Source organism: Rugamonas aquatica (assembly GCF_009380215.1).
GTDB classification, from domain to species: Bacteria; Pseudomonadota; Gammaproteobacteria; order Burkholderiales; family Burkholderiaceae_D; genus Rugamonas; species Rugamonas aquatica_B.
The window spans coordinates 174,966-192,021 of sequence record NZ_WHUG01000002.1 but is presented as its reverse complement, the minus strand read 5'-3'; the positions used below and the strand labels follow the sequence as shown (position 1 = coordinate 192,021).

The following is a 17,056-nucleotide window of genomic DNA, read 5'->3' as shown; positions in this document are numbered from 1 at the left end:
GTCATGCCGGGCTAGCGCCCCTCGACCTGCCGGCTCAGTTCAGGCGTCCACTCGATGCGATAGCGCTCCAGCAGCCGGCGGTATTCGCCGCTGGCGATCAGGGCGCGCAGGCCCCGATCGAACTGGTCGCGCAACGCGGCCAACTGGCGCCCCTTGGCGAAGGCGATGTAACTGGGTACGCTGTCGATCGCCTGCGGCAGCTTGACGATATGGCCGGCCAGTTCGGCGCCGAGCAGCTTGTCGAGCGTGTAGCTGGCGGTGTACATATTGCTGGGTATCAGATCGACACGGCCCAGTGTCAGCTTGCGGAAGTTTTGCTCCAGCGTGGGCACCTCGCGGATCGCCAGTTGCGGGCGCGCCGCCTCGAAGCGGGCGCCGTAGTTCACGCTCAGCACCGTGCCCACCCGCAGTCCGGCCAACGCGGCAAAGTCGCCGTCGAAACGCGCGCTGTTGTCGTCCCTGGCGTAGAAGTAGATAATCTGCGGAATCAGCGATTCGCGGCTGAAGTCGAGGAAGTGTTCGCGCTCCGGCGACTGGAAGATCGTGAAGATGCAATCACGCTCGCCCTGCCGCATCAACGCCAGCGCCCTGCCCCAGGGCAGGATTTCAACGCTGACGGTATGGCCCAGACTTGCCATCACCGACGTGACGATGTCGACCGCCAGACCGTGCACCGGACGGCCGGCGTCCTGCTGGATCAATGGGGGATAGTTGAGCGATACGCAGCGATAGGCTCCGGCATGGGCAAAGCCGCAGGCGAAGAGCAGCACTGCCGCCAACCGAGACTTGCCAGGCACGAAGCCGCCCGATTGCTGCGGCGAGCAGCGCTGCGCCACAAGCCAGCGACGGTTAATCACGGCTTCTCCGCCGTCCGCAGACCCTTCACCTGGGACTCGCCAACCGTGCCGGCCTGCCCGCCCCAGCTCACGCGCAGGAAGTTGGACAGGCCGGCGATTTCCTTGTCGCTCAACTTGGCCGCGAAGCCCGGCATGGCCTGCATGCTTTCCTTCGCGCCGAAGCGCTGGGCCTCGATGCCGTCCAGCGTGACGGCGATCAGATTGCGCGGATCGGCGCTGCGCACCGTGGTGTTGCCCTTCATCGCCACCGCGACATGCGGCTTGCCGCCACCATCGATGCCATGACAACCGGCGCAGACAGCGAGATAGGTGCGGCGGCCGGCGTCGATGGACGCATCCGCGCCAGCCGGCGCAGGCTTCAAAGGCTGCGGCGGCAGGGGCTTGTCGCCCAGCAGATAGGTGGTCATTGCCCACATGTCGCCCGGCGTCAGATGCTGGGTGCTCAGGTGGACCACGGCGAACATCTCGCCGTACGCCGAGCCTTGTTGCGCAACGCCGGTTCTCAGGAACGACGACAGGTCGGCGGCCGTCCATCCCGAGGCAGACAGGCCGGCCGGCGTGATATCCGGCGCGGCGATGCGTGCCATCGCGCTGCCGCCCAGGGGCTTGGCGCCATCCATCTGCCCCAGCGCACCGCGTGGCGTATGGCATTCCGCGCAGTGTCCCATCGTGTTGACCAGGTAGCGGCCGCGCAGATAGGCGGGCGACTGGCCAGCCGAGGCGTCGGGCAGCGCGTCCTTCAGGAACAGCATGTTCCAGAAGCGCATACCGAAGCGCATGTTGTACGGGAACTTGAGATCGGCCGCCTTGCTGGCCACCGCAGCGGGCTTGATCTGCATGAGATAGGCGAAGATGGCGTCGCTGTCGGCGCGGCTCATCGAACGGTAGGAGGTGTAGGGCATGGCCGGATACAGATGACGGTCCGGCGCCACGCCGTCGCGCAAGGCCGCGTAGAACTCGTCGGCTGTCCATTTGCCGATGCCATGCTCTTTGTCCGGCGTGATATTGGTGCCGTAAAAAGTACCGAAGTCGGACTTCAGCTCCACGCCGCCGGCGAACGGCGCGCCGGTGGCCGAGGTGTGGCAGGCGGCGCAATCGGCCGCCTTGACCAGATAGCGCCCACGGCTGACCGCATCGTTGCCGGCGGCGGCCGACTGTGTCGCCACTACCAGCGCTGCGGCGAGAAGAACAAGATGGCGGCTCATCATTTCCCCTCCTTCACCAGCCCGGGCGTATTCAGCACCACATCCTTGACCGCTTCGAAGTAGCGCACATAACCGGTACAGCGGCAGATGTGGGCGTTCAGGCTTTCCGTGATCGTCTCGTCGATCTGATCCCGGCTGACGGGCGTACGTTTAAGCCGCTCCAGCAGCACCGTGGCCGCGTTCACGAAGCCCGGCGTACAGTAGCCGCACTGGAAGCTGAAATGTTCGAGGAATTTCTGCTGCACCGGCGACAGCGCCACCACCTCGCCCTTGTCGTTCAACTTGGCGTGGCCCTCCACCGTACGCACTTTTTTACCGTCGAAGAAATGCGCGCCCGTGATGCAGGAGCGGATCTCCTCGCTGGTGCCGTCGGCTTTATCGAGTATCACCACGCAGGCATGGCAAACGCCCTGCCCGCAGCCTAGACGTGAACCGGTCAGGTCCAGATATTCGTGCAGGAAGTCGATCATCATCAAGCCTTCCGGCACCTGCATCGGGCCGGCCTGTTTGCCGTTGATGGTCAGCGTGATGGGTTTGGTCGCGATGCTCATGCCAGCACCTCCTGGATATGTTCCGGCGTGACCGGCAAGTCGGTGAAGCGGTGGCCGATGGCGTGCGCGATGCCGTTGACGATGGCGCCTACCACGGGAATCATCACCACCTCGGCGATGCCCTTGGGCGGATCGGTCTCCGTCAATGGAGGCAGAATCTCGGCCGTCTGCTTCCACACCGCGACATCGCGCGCGCGCGGCAGCTGATAGCGGTTGAAGTTCCAGGTGCCGTTGCCCGGGCCATCCTCGTACAGCGGCAGGTACTCGTGCAGCGCATGGCCTATGCCCATCGCCAGCCCGCCCTGCAACTGGCTGGACACCAGCTGCGGCGAGAGCATGCTGCCGCACTCCATGATGGAATGATGGCTGAGCAGCTCGACCTTGCCGCTGGCCTCATGCACCGACAACTCGACCAGCGTGCCCACCGCGCTGTAATAAGTGACGGTGGCGTTATTGCGCTGCACCGGCGGGATGAACACGCGCTTGCGGTTCAGCACATGGTAGCCGCCGGAAGAACTCATGCTGGCCTTCCTGCCCTGGTCCGCGCCATCGCCATAGCGCAGCGACAGGCCATCTATCGGCAGCCGCACGCCGGCGCCGTTGACGTCGAACTCCGCCTCGCTCCACTGCCAGCGGTTGAACACATGCACCGTGGCGCCGGTCACCAGTCCCAGCTCGTGCGCCTTGCGCGCCAGCTGTTCGCAGGACAGCGCCTGCAAGCCGCCGGCCGACAGCTTGCCGTCGACCCAGCGCGCATCCTCCACCCGCACCACCAGCGACGCTGCCTGACCGCCCGCATAGCCCTCGCTCCAGATGGCCATCGCGGCCGGCCACAGGCCGTGCATGAAGACCACGCGCGCCGCTTCGCGCGTGCTGTGCGTGAAGTAGTAGGCGGAGTTGGTGGCGCTGGCGGGAGAACAGTAGGTCGGCGACCAGCGCGGATTGGCCGACAGCTTGTCCTGGTCGGCCTGGCTCATGATGTATGGATCGCCGCTGCTGACCACCGGCAGGTCGTCCCATTCAGTGACGGCGGTACGCACCGAGCCGGCCGGCTTGCCCAGCCACTTGGCGCATGCCACCGCCTGCGAGGTCGACATGCCGGTGCCGATCTCGGTGCCGCTGTGCGACAGCTCGATCGCGCCGTCGGCGTTGATCTGCACTTTGGCGAACGAACTCTCGGCGCCGGTGCCGAAGTCCTTCTGCACGCAGGCGAATCCCACGCCGTAGCGATAGCCGGGACGTGCCGCTTCAAACGCGCGCTTGGCGCCTGCGCGGCCGGTCCACAACGGATGCACCTTGGCCTTTTGCAGCACCTCGTCGACCCGCACCGCGCCTGCCGGAATCGCACCCTGGGTATTTTTCATCCCCGAGCGCAGCGCGTTCTTCAGCCTGAAATCGATGGCGTCCAATCCCAGCTTTTCCGCGAATTCGTCCATCATCATTTCGGTTGCGGCCATGCTCTGCAAGGTGCCGTAGCCGCGCGCCGAGCCGGCGTCGATGGCGCGCGTGGCGATGGCCACGGCCGCGAAATCGTTCTTCGGAAAATAGTAGATCGACTGTGCAGCGGTGGCCGACACCATCGCCACCGACGGCGAGAAGTTACAACGCCCGCCACCATTGGCTTCGAAATAGCCCTGGAACGATTGCAGCATCGCGCTCTTGCGGTCGACCGCGATGCGGTACTTCATCTTGAACGCATGGCGCTTGATCGACGACTGGAACTGCTCGTAGCGGTCGTTCGCCAGCCGCACCGGATTGCCGTTTGCGTACAGCGCCGTCATCAGGCCGTAGAACGGGAAATTGTAGTGGTCCTTGGAGCCATAGCCCACCGTGTAGCACGGATGCAGGAACAGCTTCTTGAGCGGGAACTTGCTCTTCTTGAGCATCTCGATCGTGCTGTCGATGACCTCCTGCGGCGACTGCGTCGGCACCACCATGTGCAGCGTTTGCGCGGCGGCGTCGTACCAGCAGTTGGCGTTGTCCGGCTCCATCGCCGCCGTGTCCACCGACTGCGTGTTGTAGTCGCGTTCCAGCACCAGCCAGTCGGCTGGAGGACGATCCAGTTCGTCCTTGATCTGATTGGCGTAGTACATGCCCTGCTCGCCCAGCTTGCCGTGCTCTATGCCGTCCGGCCAGACCGGCTGCTGCTTGCGCATCGCGCTGGGGAACACCGGCGCGTTTTTCAGGCTGGAGAAAACATCCATGTCGGCCGACGTGGCGCCGCCCACGCGCACAAAGCGGAAGGTGCCCCACGGATCGCGCTCCATCGGCGGCACAGCGGCGCCATAACGCACCACGCCATCCTTGAACTGCAAGGCATCCTTGGCCGCGCGGAAGCGGGCGAAATCGTTGAAGATCAGGACCGCCACCGCGTGCCCCAGGTAAGCAGGCTGCTTCCCGGCCGGCAGCAGCATGTCCGCGCCATAGAAACCGGGGAAGGCGACACCGTCGCGCACCAGGTCTTCCGCCGTCACGATGCGGTCCGGTTTCAGGTCCGCGCCCAGCAGCGACAGGTCGATGCCGTCAAAGAGTACGTCGGTACGGGTGGCGCGCAGCATCAGGGCGTGGGCTTGTTGCTGCGGCCAGTGCGGCATGTCGCGCGAGCGGATGTCTCGGGCGAACACCTTGGCGCCGGTTACCTTGGACAGGCCATCGATACGAAACCTGGCCAATCCAGCCTTGCCGTCCCAGGCGACCGGAGTGAGGATTTTTTCCTCGAACAGTGCGGCGAATGCCTTGCCGCCCAAGGGCGCGATGTAGACAGAAACACCAGCAACCACGCTGGCCTTCAAAAAACTGCGGCGTGAAATGTCCCCATTCATCTTGTAACCTCTCAGAGAGTCAGGTCAAGGCGATGTTTCTTTTCGAGTTATCTAGTTGAACAGAGAGCGCGGAACGAGTCAACATCTTTCAATTGGGCGGCGCAACAGGGCCAATTCGCGCGCGACAGCGTCGATTACCGGCGCCCAATCGCCTGCCCTGGATTGACGGAACAGGCGCATCGACGGGTACCATGGCGTATCGCTGCGTTCACTCATCCAGCGCCAATCGCAGCGATAGTCGGGCAGCAGCAGCCAGCACGGCTTGCCCATGGCGCCGGCCAGATGCGCCACCGCCGTATCGACGCTGATTACCAGATCGAGATTGGCGATGACGGCGGCGGTGTCGGCGAAGTCGCTCAGTTGCGGGCCGGCCGCGTACAGCTGCATGGCGTTGGGCGGGTCCAACGCCTCGCTCTCGCCCGGGCCTTTTTGCAGGCTGACGAAATGCGCAGGCGCGGCGGCCAACGGCGCCAGCGTTCGCAGCGATGGCAGCGAACGATCCGCGTCGTTCTCGAAATGCGGATTGCCCTTCCACGCCAGGCCGACACGCAATCCGTGCGACGGCAACCGGCCGGCCCAATCGCCCACCAGTTCCGGCTCTGCGGCGAGATAGGGAATCGACCTGGCCGCGTCGGCATCAACGCCGAGCAGCAAGGGCAGGCGCATCGGATGCGTCCAGTAATCCCAGCCATCGGCAGGTATCGCTTCGTCGGACGCATAAACCGCATCGACGCCTTCCAGCGTGGCGAACAGGCGCCTCAGGGCCGCATGGCAGATCACGGCGACGCGCAGCGCACCGCGCTTTTTCAGCTGCGTGGCATAGCGGCAGAAATGGATCATGTCGCCCTGCCCCGCCTCCAGCACGATCACTATCGACTTGCCGTGCAGCGGCTCACCGTTCCAGCGCGGGCAGGCGAAGGTATGCGCGAATGCGTCGAACTGCCAGCGGGCCTCCAGCAAGGGCCAGCCTTCGTCAAACCGCCCTTGCCGCAACAGCACATATGCCAGATTGAAGCCCGCCCGCGCATGCTCCGGGTCCAGCGCCAGCGCGCGGCGATAACACTGCTCCGCCTCCTGCTCGCGCTTCACGCATGCGAGCAGCACACCCAGTTGGCTCCACGCGGCCGGCGACTCAGGCGTCAGCTCCAGCGCCGCGCGCGCGGCCGCTTCCGATTCGTCGAAGCGCTTCATCTTCAACAGCAGCACGCCCAGGTTCTGGTGCAGCTGCGCGTGGTCCGGCATCAGCGCGAGCGCCAGACGATAGTGGAACTCCGCCTCCGCGTATGCGCCCTGCCGCTCTTTCAGATAACCGAGATTGGCGCGCGCCCCGCCATGCGTGGGCTCCAGCGCCAGGGCGTGCAGAAAGCAGTGCTCCGCTGCGGCGAAACCGCCGGCGGCCATGTGCTGATTTCCATCGAGGTAGGCTTGCTGCGAATCCGAATACATCGATCTACAAGCCTGCGATGAGTGCCAGCAGTTCCGACTCCGGCAGGGGCTTGCTGAACAAATAGCCCTGGTAGCTCTGGCAACCTTCGGCAATGACGAAGTTGAGCTGTTCCAGCGTCTCCACGCCTTCGGCCACCACCGACATGTTCAGCGCCCGACCCAGCGCGACGATGATGCGGACGATGGCTGCACCGCTATCTTCCTTGACGGCGGCCCAGATGAAGGAGCGGTCTATTTTCAGCTGGTCCAGCGGCAGCCGGTGCAAATACGAGAGCGACGAATAACCGGTGCCGAAATCGTCCAGCGCGAAGGTGATGCCAGCGGCCCGCAGCCGCTGCATCTTTTCCACGGTGCCGTCGACATCCTTTAACAGCAGGCTCTCCGTCATTTCAAGCCGCAACTTGTCGGCGCGGGCGCCGGTTGTGGTCAGCACCTCAAGGACTTGCTCCACGAAGTCCGGACGATGGAACTGCTGGGCGCTGACATTGACCGCCATGGCCAGCTTCGCAGTGCGCTTGTTGCCGGCCCACTGCGCCAACTGGCGACAGGCCTCGTGCATCACCCATCGCCCCAGCGGCAGGATCAGGTTCGAATCCTCCGCCACCGGAATGAACTCGGCGGGCGACACCAAGCCGCGCTGCGGATGCTGCCAGCGCACCAACGCTTCCGTACCCGCCATGGTTCCATCCATGTTCATCAGCGGCTGATAGTGCAGCACGAATTCGTCGTTGACCAGCGCGCGGCGCATGTCCGCTTCCAATGCGGCGCGCGCGGTGACGCGGGCCTGCATCGCCGGGTCGAAGAAGGAGACGTTGTTGCGGCCCGCCGCCTTGGCCTGGTACATGGCCAGGTCCGCGCGCTTCAGCACCTCGTCCACGCTGCCGCAGGAACCGTTGAACAGCGTGACGCCTATGCTCGGCGTGCTGTACTGGTCCACGCCTTCGATGACAAACGGCGCACCGAAGGCGTGAATGATCTTGGCCGCGATCTCCTGCGCCGCCTTGGCGACAGCATCCTCGGTCGCCCCCAGGTCTTCCAGCAGCACGATGAATTCATCGCCCCCGAAGCGCGCCACCGTGTCGCAACTGCGCACCGCCGCGTTCAAACGGTCGCCGACCATCTGCAGCAGGATGTCGCCCTTGTCGTGGCCGCGCGTGTCGTTGATGGTCTTGAAGTTATCCAGGTCGATGAACAGCATGGCGCCCAGCCTGCCCAGCGACAGCGCATGCCCGGCGCGCTCCAGCAGCAGCTGGCGGTTCGGCAGGCCGGTCAGCTTGTCATAGAAGGCCATGTTGTGAATCTGGGCCTCGGTGGCCTTGCGCTCGCTGATGTCGCGGAAGTAGATCGTCACGCCTTCCGCCGACGGATAGGCGCGGATTTCGGTCCACAGATTGAGCGGCGCGTAATGCTCCTCGAAAGCGACTGCGCTGTTGGTTTCCACCGCCTGGTGATAGGCGCGGTAGTAGGGGCCGTCCACCGCCTCGGGGAACACCGTCCATACATTTTGCCCCACGACCTCGGAACGCTGCACCTTCAGCAGCCGTTCGGCATTGCCGTTCATGTAGCGGATGTTCCAACTGTGATCCAGCATCAGGACCGCATCGGAGATGCTTTCCAGCGTGGCGGTCAGGCAGGCTGTTTCCAGCGCGTCCGCGAGCGATTGGGGTGGTACTTGCATGTTGGGAGCCGGGGAAGCCTGATCCATTTTGTGGGTTGATAGCCTACCACAAGTGAGTATGCTCCCCGGCCGGGTGACGGTCAAACAATACGCGCACGCTCCAGCATCGCGTGCAACAGGACGTTGCAGCCCGCCTCCAGGTGTTCGGACTTGGCGTCCTCGATTTCATTGTGGCTGATGCCATCCTTGCAAGGCACGAAGATCATGCCTGCCGGCGCAAGCCGCGCCGCGTAGATCGCATCGTGGCCGGCGCCGGAGACCACGTCCATGGTCGAATATCCCAGCTTGGCGGTGGCGTTGCGGACGGCGTCCACGCATTCGGGGTGGAAGGGGCATGGCGGATAGTAGGACACGCGCTCGATCGAGATCTTCAAGCCGGTGTCGCTGCGGGTCTTGTCGATAAAGGCCAGCATCTCTTCGTGCATGGTGTTGAGCAGCTCATCGTTCACGTTGCGCAGGTCGATGCTGAATTTGACTTCGCCCGGTATCACGTTGCGGCTGTTGGGGAACACCTGCACCATGCCCACCGTGCCGCGGCCGTACGGCGGATAGCGGTTGGCGATGGCTACCACTTCCTGCATGATCTTCGTCGACACCTGCAACGCATCCTTGCGCAGGCCCATGGGCGTTGGTCCCGCGTGGGCTTCCATGCCGCTGACCACGCAGTCGTACCAGGAGAGGCCCATCACGGCCGGCACCACGCCGATCACTTTGTCGGCGTCTTCCAGCACCGGGCCCTGTTCGATGTGCGTTTCAAAATAGGCGCCGATGGGATGATCGCCCGGCACCTGGTCGCCCTTGTAGCCGATGCGCTCCAGTTCTTCGCCGACGGTCTTGCCCTCGGTGTCCTTGGCGGCGTAGGCGGTCTCCAGGCTGAAGGCGCCGCAGAACACGCCGGAGCCCATCATTACCGGCACGAAGCGCGAGCCTTCTTCGTTGGTCCAGAAGGCGACTTCAATCGGCGCCTCGGTCTTGATCTTCAAATCGTTCAGCGTGCGCACAACTTCCAGGCCGGCCAGCACGCCGTAGTTGCCGTCGAATTTACCGCCGGTGGGCTGGGTGTCGATATGGCTGCCGGTCATCACCGGCGGCAGCGCGTTGTTGGCGCCATCGCGGCGCATGAAGACGTTGCCGATCTGGTCGACCGTGACCGACATGCCGGCATCCCTGCCCCAGCCGACCACCAGGTCGCGGCCCTGTTTATCCAGGTCCGTCAAGGCCAGGCGCTTGACGCCGCCCTTGGGCGTGGCGCCGATTTGGGCCAGTTCCATCAGCGCCGCCCACAGGCGGTCGCCATTAATACGCATGTCGCTCATTGCTCTACTCCTTGTTGATTAGCGCGCCGACGTCGGCTTGAACGACGGACGGTCGATATGGCGGCCCGCACCCTCCACCGCCATCAGCACGCCGCGATGGAACACGACATTACCGGCGGCCAGCGTGGTGCTCGGGATGCCGCGCACGGTGCGGCCTTCGAATACGTTGAAGCCGCCCTTGGCAAACTGCGTCAGCGACGAAATGGTGCGGGTGCCCTCCGGATCCCAGACGACGATGTCGGCATCGGCGCCGACGGCGATCACTCCCTTGCGCGGATAGATATTGAAAATCTGCGCAGCGTTGGTCGATGTCACCTTGACGAATTCGGATGGCGTCAGCAGGCCGCTGTTCACACCTGCGTCCCACACCACGGACATGCGGTCTTCCACGCCGCCGCAGCCGTTCGGGATCTTGGTGAAATCGTCCTTGCCGGCGGCCTTCTGTTCGGCGCAGAAGGTGCAGTGATCGGTTGCGGTAGTGTGCAGGTTGCCGCCTTGCAGACCATGCCACAACGCCGTCTGGTGATGCTTGCTGCGGAACGGAGGGCTCATCACGTGGCCCGCCGCGAATTCCAGGTCGTCGCTCTGGTACACGCTTTCGTCGATGACCAGGTGGCCGGCCAGCGCTTCGCCATACACGCGCTGCCCGTTGGCGCGCGCGCGGGTGATGGCGTCCAGCGACTCGGCGCAGGAAACGTGCACGATGTACACCGGCGTGTTGAGTACATTGGCAATCGCGATGGCGCGGTTGGCCGCTTCCGCCTCCACTGCCGGTGGACGCGACAGCGGATGCGCGCTCGGTCCGGTCATGCCTTTCTTCAGCAGATCCTGCTGCAGCTGATAAACCAGCTCGCCGTTCTCCGCGTGCACGGTGGGTATCGCGCCTAGCTCCAGCGAGCGACGGAAGCTTTTCACCAGCGTCTCGTCGTCGGCCATGATGGCGTTCTTGTAGGCCATGAAGTGCTTGAAGCTGTTGACACCATGTTCTCGCACCAGGATGCCCATGTCGCGATGCACCGTCTCGTCCCACCACGTGATCGCCACGTGGAAGGAGTAGTCGCCGGCCGCCTTTTGCGCCCAGCCGCGCCACTGGTGGTAGGCCTCGATCAGGTTTTGCTTCGGCGCCGGGATGACAAAGTCGATGATGGTGGTGGTGCCGCCGGCCAGGCCTGCCGCCGTGCCGGTGTAGAAGTCGTCCTGCGTGACAGTGCCCATGAAGGGCAGGTTCATATGCGTGTGCGGATCTATCCCGCCCGGCATCACATACTGGCCGCTGGCGTCGATCACCTTGGCCGATGCCGGTGCATCCAGGTTATCGCCGACGGCGACGATCTTGTCGCCGTAGCACAGCACATCGGCACGAAAAGCGCGGTCGGCGTTGACGACGGTGCCGCCGCGAATGATAGTTGTCATGGATGTCTCCTGAATCTTCTTTTAGGGGTGGGCGGCCCGCACTGCGGGCACCGCTTTGCCCTTCATCATAACCCCATACACCAGCGCCGAAATAGCGATTCCGACAAACCATGCATAGGTGTAGATCGTTTTAAATTCGGCCGCCACATCGGGGTAGGAAGCCGGGAAAGCGGCGTTGAGGAAGCCGGGAATATTCGGCAGCACGCCGATCACAAACGCCACCAGCGCCGCCATATTCCAGCCATTGCCATATGAGTACTGGCCGTCTTCGCGATACAGCTCGCCGACATTCAATTCAGTCTTGCGGATCAGGTAGTAGTCGACGATCAGGATGCCGGCGATGGGGCCCAGCAGCGCCGAGTAGCCGATCAGCCAGGTGAAGATATAGCCTTGTGTGGACTCCAGTATCTTCCAGGGCATCATCAGGATCGCGATGCCGGCAGTGATGTAGCCGCCCACCTTGTACGAGATGTGCTTGGGCGCCAGCGACGAGAAATCGTAGGCCGGGCCGACCAGATTGGCGGCCAGGTTGACGGACACGGTATCGATCAGCAGGATCAGCAGCGCGATCAGCACGGCGGCGCCGGTCATGCGGCTGGACAGGTCGACCGGATCCCAGATCGCCTTGCCGTACAAGACCACCGTGGCCGAAGTGACGATCACCGCCATCATCGCCAGCAGGCCCATAGGCACAGGCAGGCCGACCGACTGGCCCAGCACCTGGTCGCGCTGCGATTTGGCGAAGCGGGTGAAGTCCGGAATATTCAGCGCCAGCGTGGCCCAGAAACCGACCATCGCCGTCAGCGATGGCCAGAACACGGACCAGAACTGGCCAGCCTTCTTGCCGCCCACGACAAACTGCGAAGGCGCCGACAGCAGGTCGCCAAAGCCGCCGGCCTTGTTGTAGACCCAGCCGAGCAGCACGAAGCAGATCAGGATTTTCAGCGGCGCGGTGTAGGTCTCCAGCTTGCGGATCGCATCCATGCCGTGCACGATGTACCAGAACTGAATGCCCCAGAAGGCCAGGAAGCAAAGCAGCTGTCCGCCGTTGATGCCCAGGCCCGCGATCTTGTCGCCGCCGATATCACCGCCCAGCAGTACGCCGAGCAGCGTGTAGATCATCTGGCCGCCGAACCAGGTCTGGATGCCGTACCAGCCGCAGGCGACGATGGCGCGCATCAGCGCGGGCAGGCGCGCGCCGGCGGTGCCGAACGAGGATCGCGCCAGCACCGCATACGGAATGCCGTACTTGGTGCCGGCATGGCCGATCAACAGCATCGGCAGCAGAACGATAGCGTTCGCGAGGAATACCGTCAGCACGGCCTGGTAGCCGGACATGCCGCCTTCAATCAAACTGGCGGACAGCGTGTAGGCCGGTATGCACATCACCATGCCGACCCACAGCGCGGCGAAGTGATACCAGCGCCAGGTACGTTGCGCCGCCGATGTCGGGGCCAGGTCTTCGTTCCAGAGTTGCGTGCTGCCAGAGAGTTCTTTGCTCACGGGGCTTTCTCCAAAGGTTGATGTTCCTTCTATCGCTGCAAGTTCCGTACCTATATACCGTTTATACTGTTTCGGTCACCTTGATGTTCTCCGCGCGCGGGTTGCGCGGGTCTTGGGTCCAGTTCATGTATGGCTTGCCTGTATCCTGCGGCACCATCGTGATGCAGCCTTGCACCGGGCAGGTGATTTCGCACAGATTGCAGCCCACGCATTCCTCTTTTATGACCTCATACGTACGCGTGCCGGTGGCCTCATCGATCAACTGCGCGATCGACTGGTGCGACGTGTCCTCGCATGCCACGTAACAGCGGCCGCACTTGATACAGTCGTCCTGGTTGATCTGCGCGATCACCTGATAGTTCATGTTCAGGTATTTCCAGTCCGTCGTATTCGGCACCGCCTTGCCGACGAATTCACTGATGCTCTCGTAGCCCTTCTCGTCCATCCAGCGCGACAGGCCATCCTTCATCTCTTCGACGATGCGGAAGCCGTGCAGCATGGCGGCGGTGCAGACCTGCACGCAGCCCGAACCCAGCGCCATGAACTCCGCCGCGTCGCGCCAGTTGCCGATGCCGCCGATGCCGGAAATCGGCAAGCCCTTGGTCTGCGGATCGCGCGCGATCTCGGCCACCATGTTCAGCGCAATCGGCTTGACGGCGGAACCGCAATAGCCGCCGTGCGTGCTGGCGCCGCCCACGATCGGGAAGGCCACCATCTGGTCCAGGTCCAGATGGGTGATGGAGTTGATGGTGTTAATCAGCGAGACCGCATCGGCGCCACCAGCCTTGGCGGCGCGCGCTGGTGCGCGCACGTCGGTGATGTTGGGTGTGAGCTTGACGATGACCGGCAGCTTGGAGTGTGTCTTGCACCAGCGCGTGACCATCTCCACGTATTCGGGCACCTGGCCGACGGCCGCGCCCATGCCGCGTTCCGGCATGCCGTGCGGGCAGCCGAAGTTAAGCTCGATGCCGTCGGCGCCGGTGGCTTCCACCAGCGGCAGGATGTCGGCCCACAGTTTCTCTTCGCACGGCAGCATCAGCGAGACGATGATGACGCGATCCGGCCAATCCTTCTTCACCTGCGTGATTTCGGTCAGGTTGATTTCCAGCGAGCGGTCGGTAATCAGCTCGATGTTGTTGAAGCCGAGGACTTCGCGGTTCTTGCCGTAGTGCGCGGAATAGCGCGACGATACGTTGACGGCGGCCGGGTCTTCGCCCAGCGTCTTCCACACCACGCCGCCCCACCCTGCTTCAAATGCGCGCACCACGTTGTAAGCCTTGTCCGTCGGCGGCGCGGAGGCCAGCCAGAACGGATTGATGGACTTGATGCCGCAGAATTCTATGCTCAGGTCAGCCATTATGCAGCCTCCTTCATACCGTTGATGTCTTGATGGATGGCGTGTGCCGCCAGTTTCCCGTGCTGTACCGCCTGCACCGTCAGATCCTGTCCGGGCGCCACACAGTCGCCGCCGGCGTAGATGCGCGGCAGGACTGTGCGGAACTGATCGTCGACGTGGATTTTGTCACCGTCGCGTTTCAGCGTCTTCGCCAGTGGATCACTGATGCTCTTTTCGTCCATGCCCTGGCCGATGGCCTTGAAGATCGCGTCGGCCGCGATCTCGAAGGTCTCGCCGGTGCCGGCCAGGCGGCCGTTGACGATTGCGGTTTTCTCGAAGCGCATGCCGCGCACGCGGCCCGCTTCATCCAGCAGCACTTGCTGCGGCTGGGCCCAGGTACGCATGCGGACCTGGTTTTCTTTCGCGATGTGTTGTTCGTGTTCGGTGGCGCTCATCGCATCGAAGCCGCGACGGTACACCAGCGTTACCTCTTCCGCGCCCAGGCGCTGGATCTGCACCGCCATGTCGATGGCGGTGTTGCCGGCGCCGATGACGATGGCGCGTGCAGGCAGCGGCAGCTTGCTCAGGTCATCGGCCTGGCGCAGCGCGGCGATGTAGTCGACGGCGGCCAGCAGGCCTGGCGCGTCCTCGCCGGTCAGGCCCAGCTGCTTGCTGGCGCCCAGGCCCAGGCCGAGGAAGACGGCGTCGTATTGTGCGTGCAGGTCTTTCAGTTGCACGTTGCCGCCCAGCGCCTGGCCGTGTTTGATTTCGATGCCGCCGATTTGCAGCAGGAAGTCCACTTCCTTCTGCGCGAAGTTATCGGTCAGTTTGTACTTGGCGATGCCGTATTCATTCAGGCCGCCGGATTTTTCTTTCGCTTCGAAGATGACCACGTCGTTGCCCAGCATCGCCAGGCGGTGCGCGCACGACAGGCCTGCGGGGCCTGCGCCTACCACGGCGATCTTCTTGCCAGTCGATGCGGCACGCTTGAACGGATGTTCGGCGATGCTCATGTTGTCGATGGCGTAGCGCTGCAGCAGGCCAATCTTCACCGGCTGGCCTTCGGCATCGTGATTGCGCACGCAGGCGTCCTCGCACAGGATCTCGGTCGGACAGACGCGCGAGCAGCTGCCACCCAGGATGTTCTGCTTCAGGATGCCGACGGCCGCGCCGTTGATGTTCTCGTCGTGGATATTGCGGATGAAACTGGCGACGTCGATATCGGACGGGCAGATGCGTGTGCACGGCGCATCGTAGCAATACAGGCAGCGCGAACTTTCAATCGCTGCCTGGCGCGCATTCAGCGCTGGCGCCAGGTCGGTGAAGTGTTCAGCCAGTGTGGCATTGGCTTCCTTCGGCTGGGGCATGTATTTGAGAGATTCGATCATCATACGATTTCCTGGCTAAGATGTTTGCTATTTACTTCATCTGAGGGAATGCAAATTCTGCGCCAGCGCTTGCGGTGTTCGGCCAGCGCTGCATCACTGCCTTGTGGCGCGTGTAGAAACGCACGCCTTCGGGACCGTAAGCATGATGGTCGCCGAACAGGCTGCGCTTCCACCCGCCGAAACTGTTGAAGGCCATCGGCACCGGCAGCGGCACGTTCACGCCGACCATGCCGACCTGTATCTGGCGCACGAACTCGCGTGCCACGCCGCCGTCGCGTGTGTAGATCGCCACGCCGTTGCCGTATTCATTGCGATTGATAAGCTCCACCGCGCTGCCCACATCCGGTGAACGCAACATGCACAGCACGGGGCCAAAAATCTCTTCCTTGTAGATCGTCATATCCGGCGTGACGTGATCGAACAGAGTACCGCCGATGAAGAAGCCGTTCTCGCGTCCAGCTACCACGTGGTTGCGTCCATCGACCACCAGTTTCGCGCCCTGCTCCACACCCTCGCCGATCAAGCGTTCGATACGCTGCTTGGCCGCGCTTGAAACGACAGGCCCCATTTCGGCATCCGACGCCATACCGTCGCGCACTTTCAGTGCGGCAGTGCGCTTTGCCAGTGCGTCGACGATCTTGTCGCCGGCATCGCCGACCGCCACCACCACGGAGATCGCCATGCAGCGCTCACCGGCGGAACCGTAGGCCGCGCCCATCAGCGCATCGACGGTCATCTCCATGTCCGCATCCGGCATGACAACCATGTGGTTCTTAGCGCCGCCCAATGCCTGCACGCGTTTGCCCGCAGCGCAGCCACGCGAGTAGATGTATTCGGCAATCGGCGTCGATCCGACGAAGCTCACCGCCTGCACTACAGGATGATCGAGCAGCGCATCGACCGTCACCTTGTCGCCCTGGATGACGTTGAACACGCCGTCCGGCAAACCGGCTTCCTTCAGCAGCCGCGCATGCAGCAGCGACGGCGACGGATCGCGCTCGGAAGGCTTGAGAATAAAGGTGTTACCGCATGCCAGCGCCACCGGGAACATCCACATCGGCACCATCACCGGGAAGTTGAACGGCGTGATGCCGGCCACCACACCCAGCGCCTGGCGCATCGACCAGGCGTCGATGCCGCGTGAGATCTGGTCGGTGAACTCGCCCTTCAGCAGCTGCGGAATGCCGACCGCGAATTCCACCATCTCGATACCGCGTGCCACTTCGCCCTGTGCATCGGCGAAGGTCTTGCCATGTTCGCGGGTCAGCATCGCCGCGAATTCGTCGGTGTGCTGCTGGCACAGTTGCAGGTACTTGAACAACACACGGGCGCGCGTCAGCGGCGGCGTGGCGGACCACGACGGGAAAGCCGCTTCCGCAGCGCGCACGGCGGCATCGACTTCTTCCGTCGTACCCAAGGCGACCCTGGCCACCGGTTCGCCCAGCGCGGGATTGAACACGTCCGCGTAGCGGCCGCTTTGCGTATCGACTTTAACGCCGTTGATGTAATGGGTGATGGTGTCCAGGTTACTCATGATCTTC

The 17,056-nt window shown here is 63.5% G+C and carries 12 protein-coding genes; all 12 read right to left on the bottom strand.

Annotation, left to right across the window (positions count from 1 at the left end; genetic code table 11):
* Nucleotides 1–11 precede the first annotated feature (11 nt).
* The 12 genes from GEV02_RS05115 to GEV02_RS05060 all read right to left on the bottom strand — a co-directional run bounded on the left by GEV02_RS05115 (nucleotide 12) and on the right by GEV02_RS05060 (nucleotide 17,049).
* Nucleotides 12–857, bottom strand: coding sequence for a substrate-binding periplasmic protein (locus GEV02_RS05115; RefSeq protein WP_174998983.1), 846 nt, complete (start codon nucleotides 855–857; stop codon nucleotides 12–14).
* Nucleotides 854–2,065, bottom strand: a complete 1,212-nt coding sequence (locus GEV02_RS05110; protein WP_152836874.1) for a c-type cytochrome — start codon at nucleotides 2,063–2,065, stop codon at nucleotides 854–856. The genes GEV02_RS05115 and GEV02_RS05110 overlap by 4 nt, the downstream gene beginning before the upstream one ends.
* Nucleotides 2,062–2,613, bottom strand: a complete 552-nt coding sequence (locus tag GEV02_RS05105; protein WP_152836873.1) for a (2Fe-2S)-binding protein — start codon at nucleotides 2,611–2,613, stop codon at nucleotides 2,062–2,064. Before GEV02_RS05105 ends, GEV02_RS05110 begins: the two co-directional genes overlap by 4 nt.
* Nucleotides 2,610–5,435 (bottom strand): xanthine dehydrogenase family protein molybdopterin-binding subunit, encoded by a 2,826-nt coding sequence (locus GEV02_RS05100; protein ID WP_152836872.1) that lies wholly within the window; start codon nucleotides 5,433–5,435, stop codon nucleotides 2,610–2,612. Before GEV02_RS05100 ends, GEV02_RS05105 begins: the two co-directional genes overlap by 4 nt.
* Nucleotides 5,436–5,513: 78 nt before the next feature.
* The gene (locus GEV02_RS05095) at nucleotides 5,514–6,881 is read right to left on the bottom strand and encodes a tetratricopeptide repeat protein (protein WP_152836871.1); all 1,368 of its coding nucleotides are present in this window, start codon (nucleotides 6,879–6,881) and stop codon (nucleotides 5,514–5,516) included.
* 4 nt (nucleotides 6,882–6,885) lie between these two features.
* Entirely contained in the window at nucleotides 6,886–8,559 is a 1,674-nt protein-coding gene (locus GEV02_RS05090; protein WP_152836870.1) for a putative bifunctional diguanylate cyclase/phosphodiesterase, read from the bottom strand.
* 80 nt (nucleotides 8,560–8,639) lie between these two features.
* A complete protein-coding gene (locus GEV02_RS05085) occupies nucleotides 8,640–9,875 on the bottom strand; it encodes a Zn-dependent hydrolase (RefSeq protein ID WP_152836869.1) in 1,236 nt (411 codons plus the stop codon).
* 18 nt (nucleotides 9,876–9,893) lie between these two features.
* The gene (gene hydA, locus GEV02_RS05080; RefSeq protein ID WP_152836868.1) at nucleotides 9,894–11,288 is read right to left on the bottom strand and encodes a dihydropyrimidinase; all 1,395 of its coding nucleotides are present in this window, start codon (nucleotides 11,286–11,288) and stop codon (nucleotides 9,894–9,896) included.
* Nucleotides 11,289–11,309: 21 nt separating this feature from the next.
* A complete protein-coding gene (locus tag GEV02_RS05075) occupies nucleotides 11,310–12,791 on the bottom strand; it encodes an NCS1 family nucleobase:cation symporter-1 (protein ID WP_328595724.1) in 1,482 nt (493 codons plus the stop codon).
* 61 nt (nucleotides 12,792–12,852) lie between these two features.
* Nucleotides 12,853–14,148 (bottom strand): NAD-dependent dihydropyrimidine dehydrogenase subunit PreA, encoded by a 1,296-nt coding sequence (gene preA / locus GEV02_RS05070; protein ID WP_152836867.1) that lies wholly within the window; start codon nucleotides 14,146–14,148, stop codon nucleotides 12,853–12,855.
* Nucleotides 14,148–15,518, bottom strand: coding sequence for an NAD(P)-dependent oxidoreductase (locus tag GEV02_RS05065; RefSeq protein WP_152836866.1), 1,371 nt, complete (start codon nucleotides 15,516–15,518; stop codon nucleotides 14,148–14,150). The genes preA and GEV02_RS05065 overlap by 1 nt, the downstream gene beginning before the upstream one ends.
* 28 nt (nucleotides 15,519–15,546) lie before the next feature.
* Complete coding sequence (locus GEV02_RS05060) at nucleotides 15,547–17,049, bottom strand: CoA-acylating methylmalonate-semialdehyde dehydrogenase (protein WP_008445562.1); 1,503 nt, start codon at nucleotides 17,047–17,049, stop codon at nucleotides 15,547–15,549.
* Between the last annotated feature and the right edge of the window lie 7 nt (nucleotides 17,050–17,056).

What these genes read in the sequence shown, in the direction of transcription:
- GEV02_RS05110 (WP_152836874.1), bottom strand. Translation starts at nt 2,065, where the DNA reads ATGATGAGCCGCCATCTTGTTCTTCTCGCCGCAGCGCTGGTAGTGGCG.
- GEV02_RS05105 (WP_152836873.1), bottom strand. Translation starts at nt 2,613, where the DNA reads ATGAGCATCGCGACCAAACCCATCACGCTGACCATCAACGGCAAACAG.
- GEV02_RS05100 (WP_152836872.1), bottom strand. Translation starts at nt 5,435, where the DNA reads ATGAATGGGGACATTTCACGCCGCAGTTTTTTGAAGGCCAGCGTGGTT.
- GEV02_RS05095 (WP_152836871.1), bottom strand. Translation starts at nt 6,881, where the DNA reads ATGTATTCGGATTCGCAGCAAGCCTACCTCGATGGAAATCAGCACATG.
- GEV02_RS05090 (WP_152836870.1), bottom strand. Translation starts at nt 8,559, where the DNA reads ATGCAAGTACCACCCCAATCGCTCGCGGACGCGCTGGAAACAGCCTGC.
- GEV02_RS05085 (WP_152836869.1), bottom strand. Translation starts at nt 9,875, where the DNA reads ATGAGCGACATGCGTATTAATGGCGACCGCCTGTGGGCGGCGCTGATG.
- hydA (WP_152836868.1), bottom strand. Translation starts at nt 11,288, where the DNA reads ATGACAACTATCATTCGCGGCGGCACCGTCGTCAACGCCGACCGCGCT.
- preA (WP_152836867.1), bottom strand. Translation starts at nt 14,148, where the DNA reads ATGGCTGACCTGAGCATAGAATTCTGCGGCATCAAGTCCATCAATCCG.
- GEV02_RS05065 (WP_152836866.1), bottom strand. Translation starts at nt 15,518, where the DNA reads ATGATGATCGAATCTCTCAAATACATGCCCCAGCCGAAGGAAGCCAAT.
- GEV02_RS05060 (WP_008445562.1), bottom strand. Translation starts at nt 17,049, where the DNA reads ATGAGTAACCTGGACACCATCACCCATTACATCAACGGCGTTAAAGTC.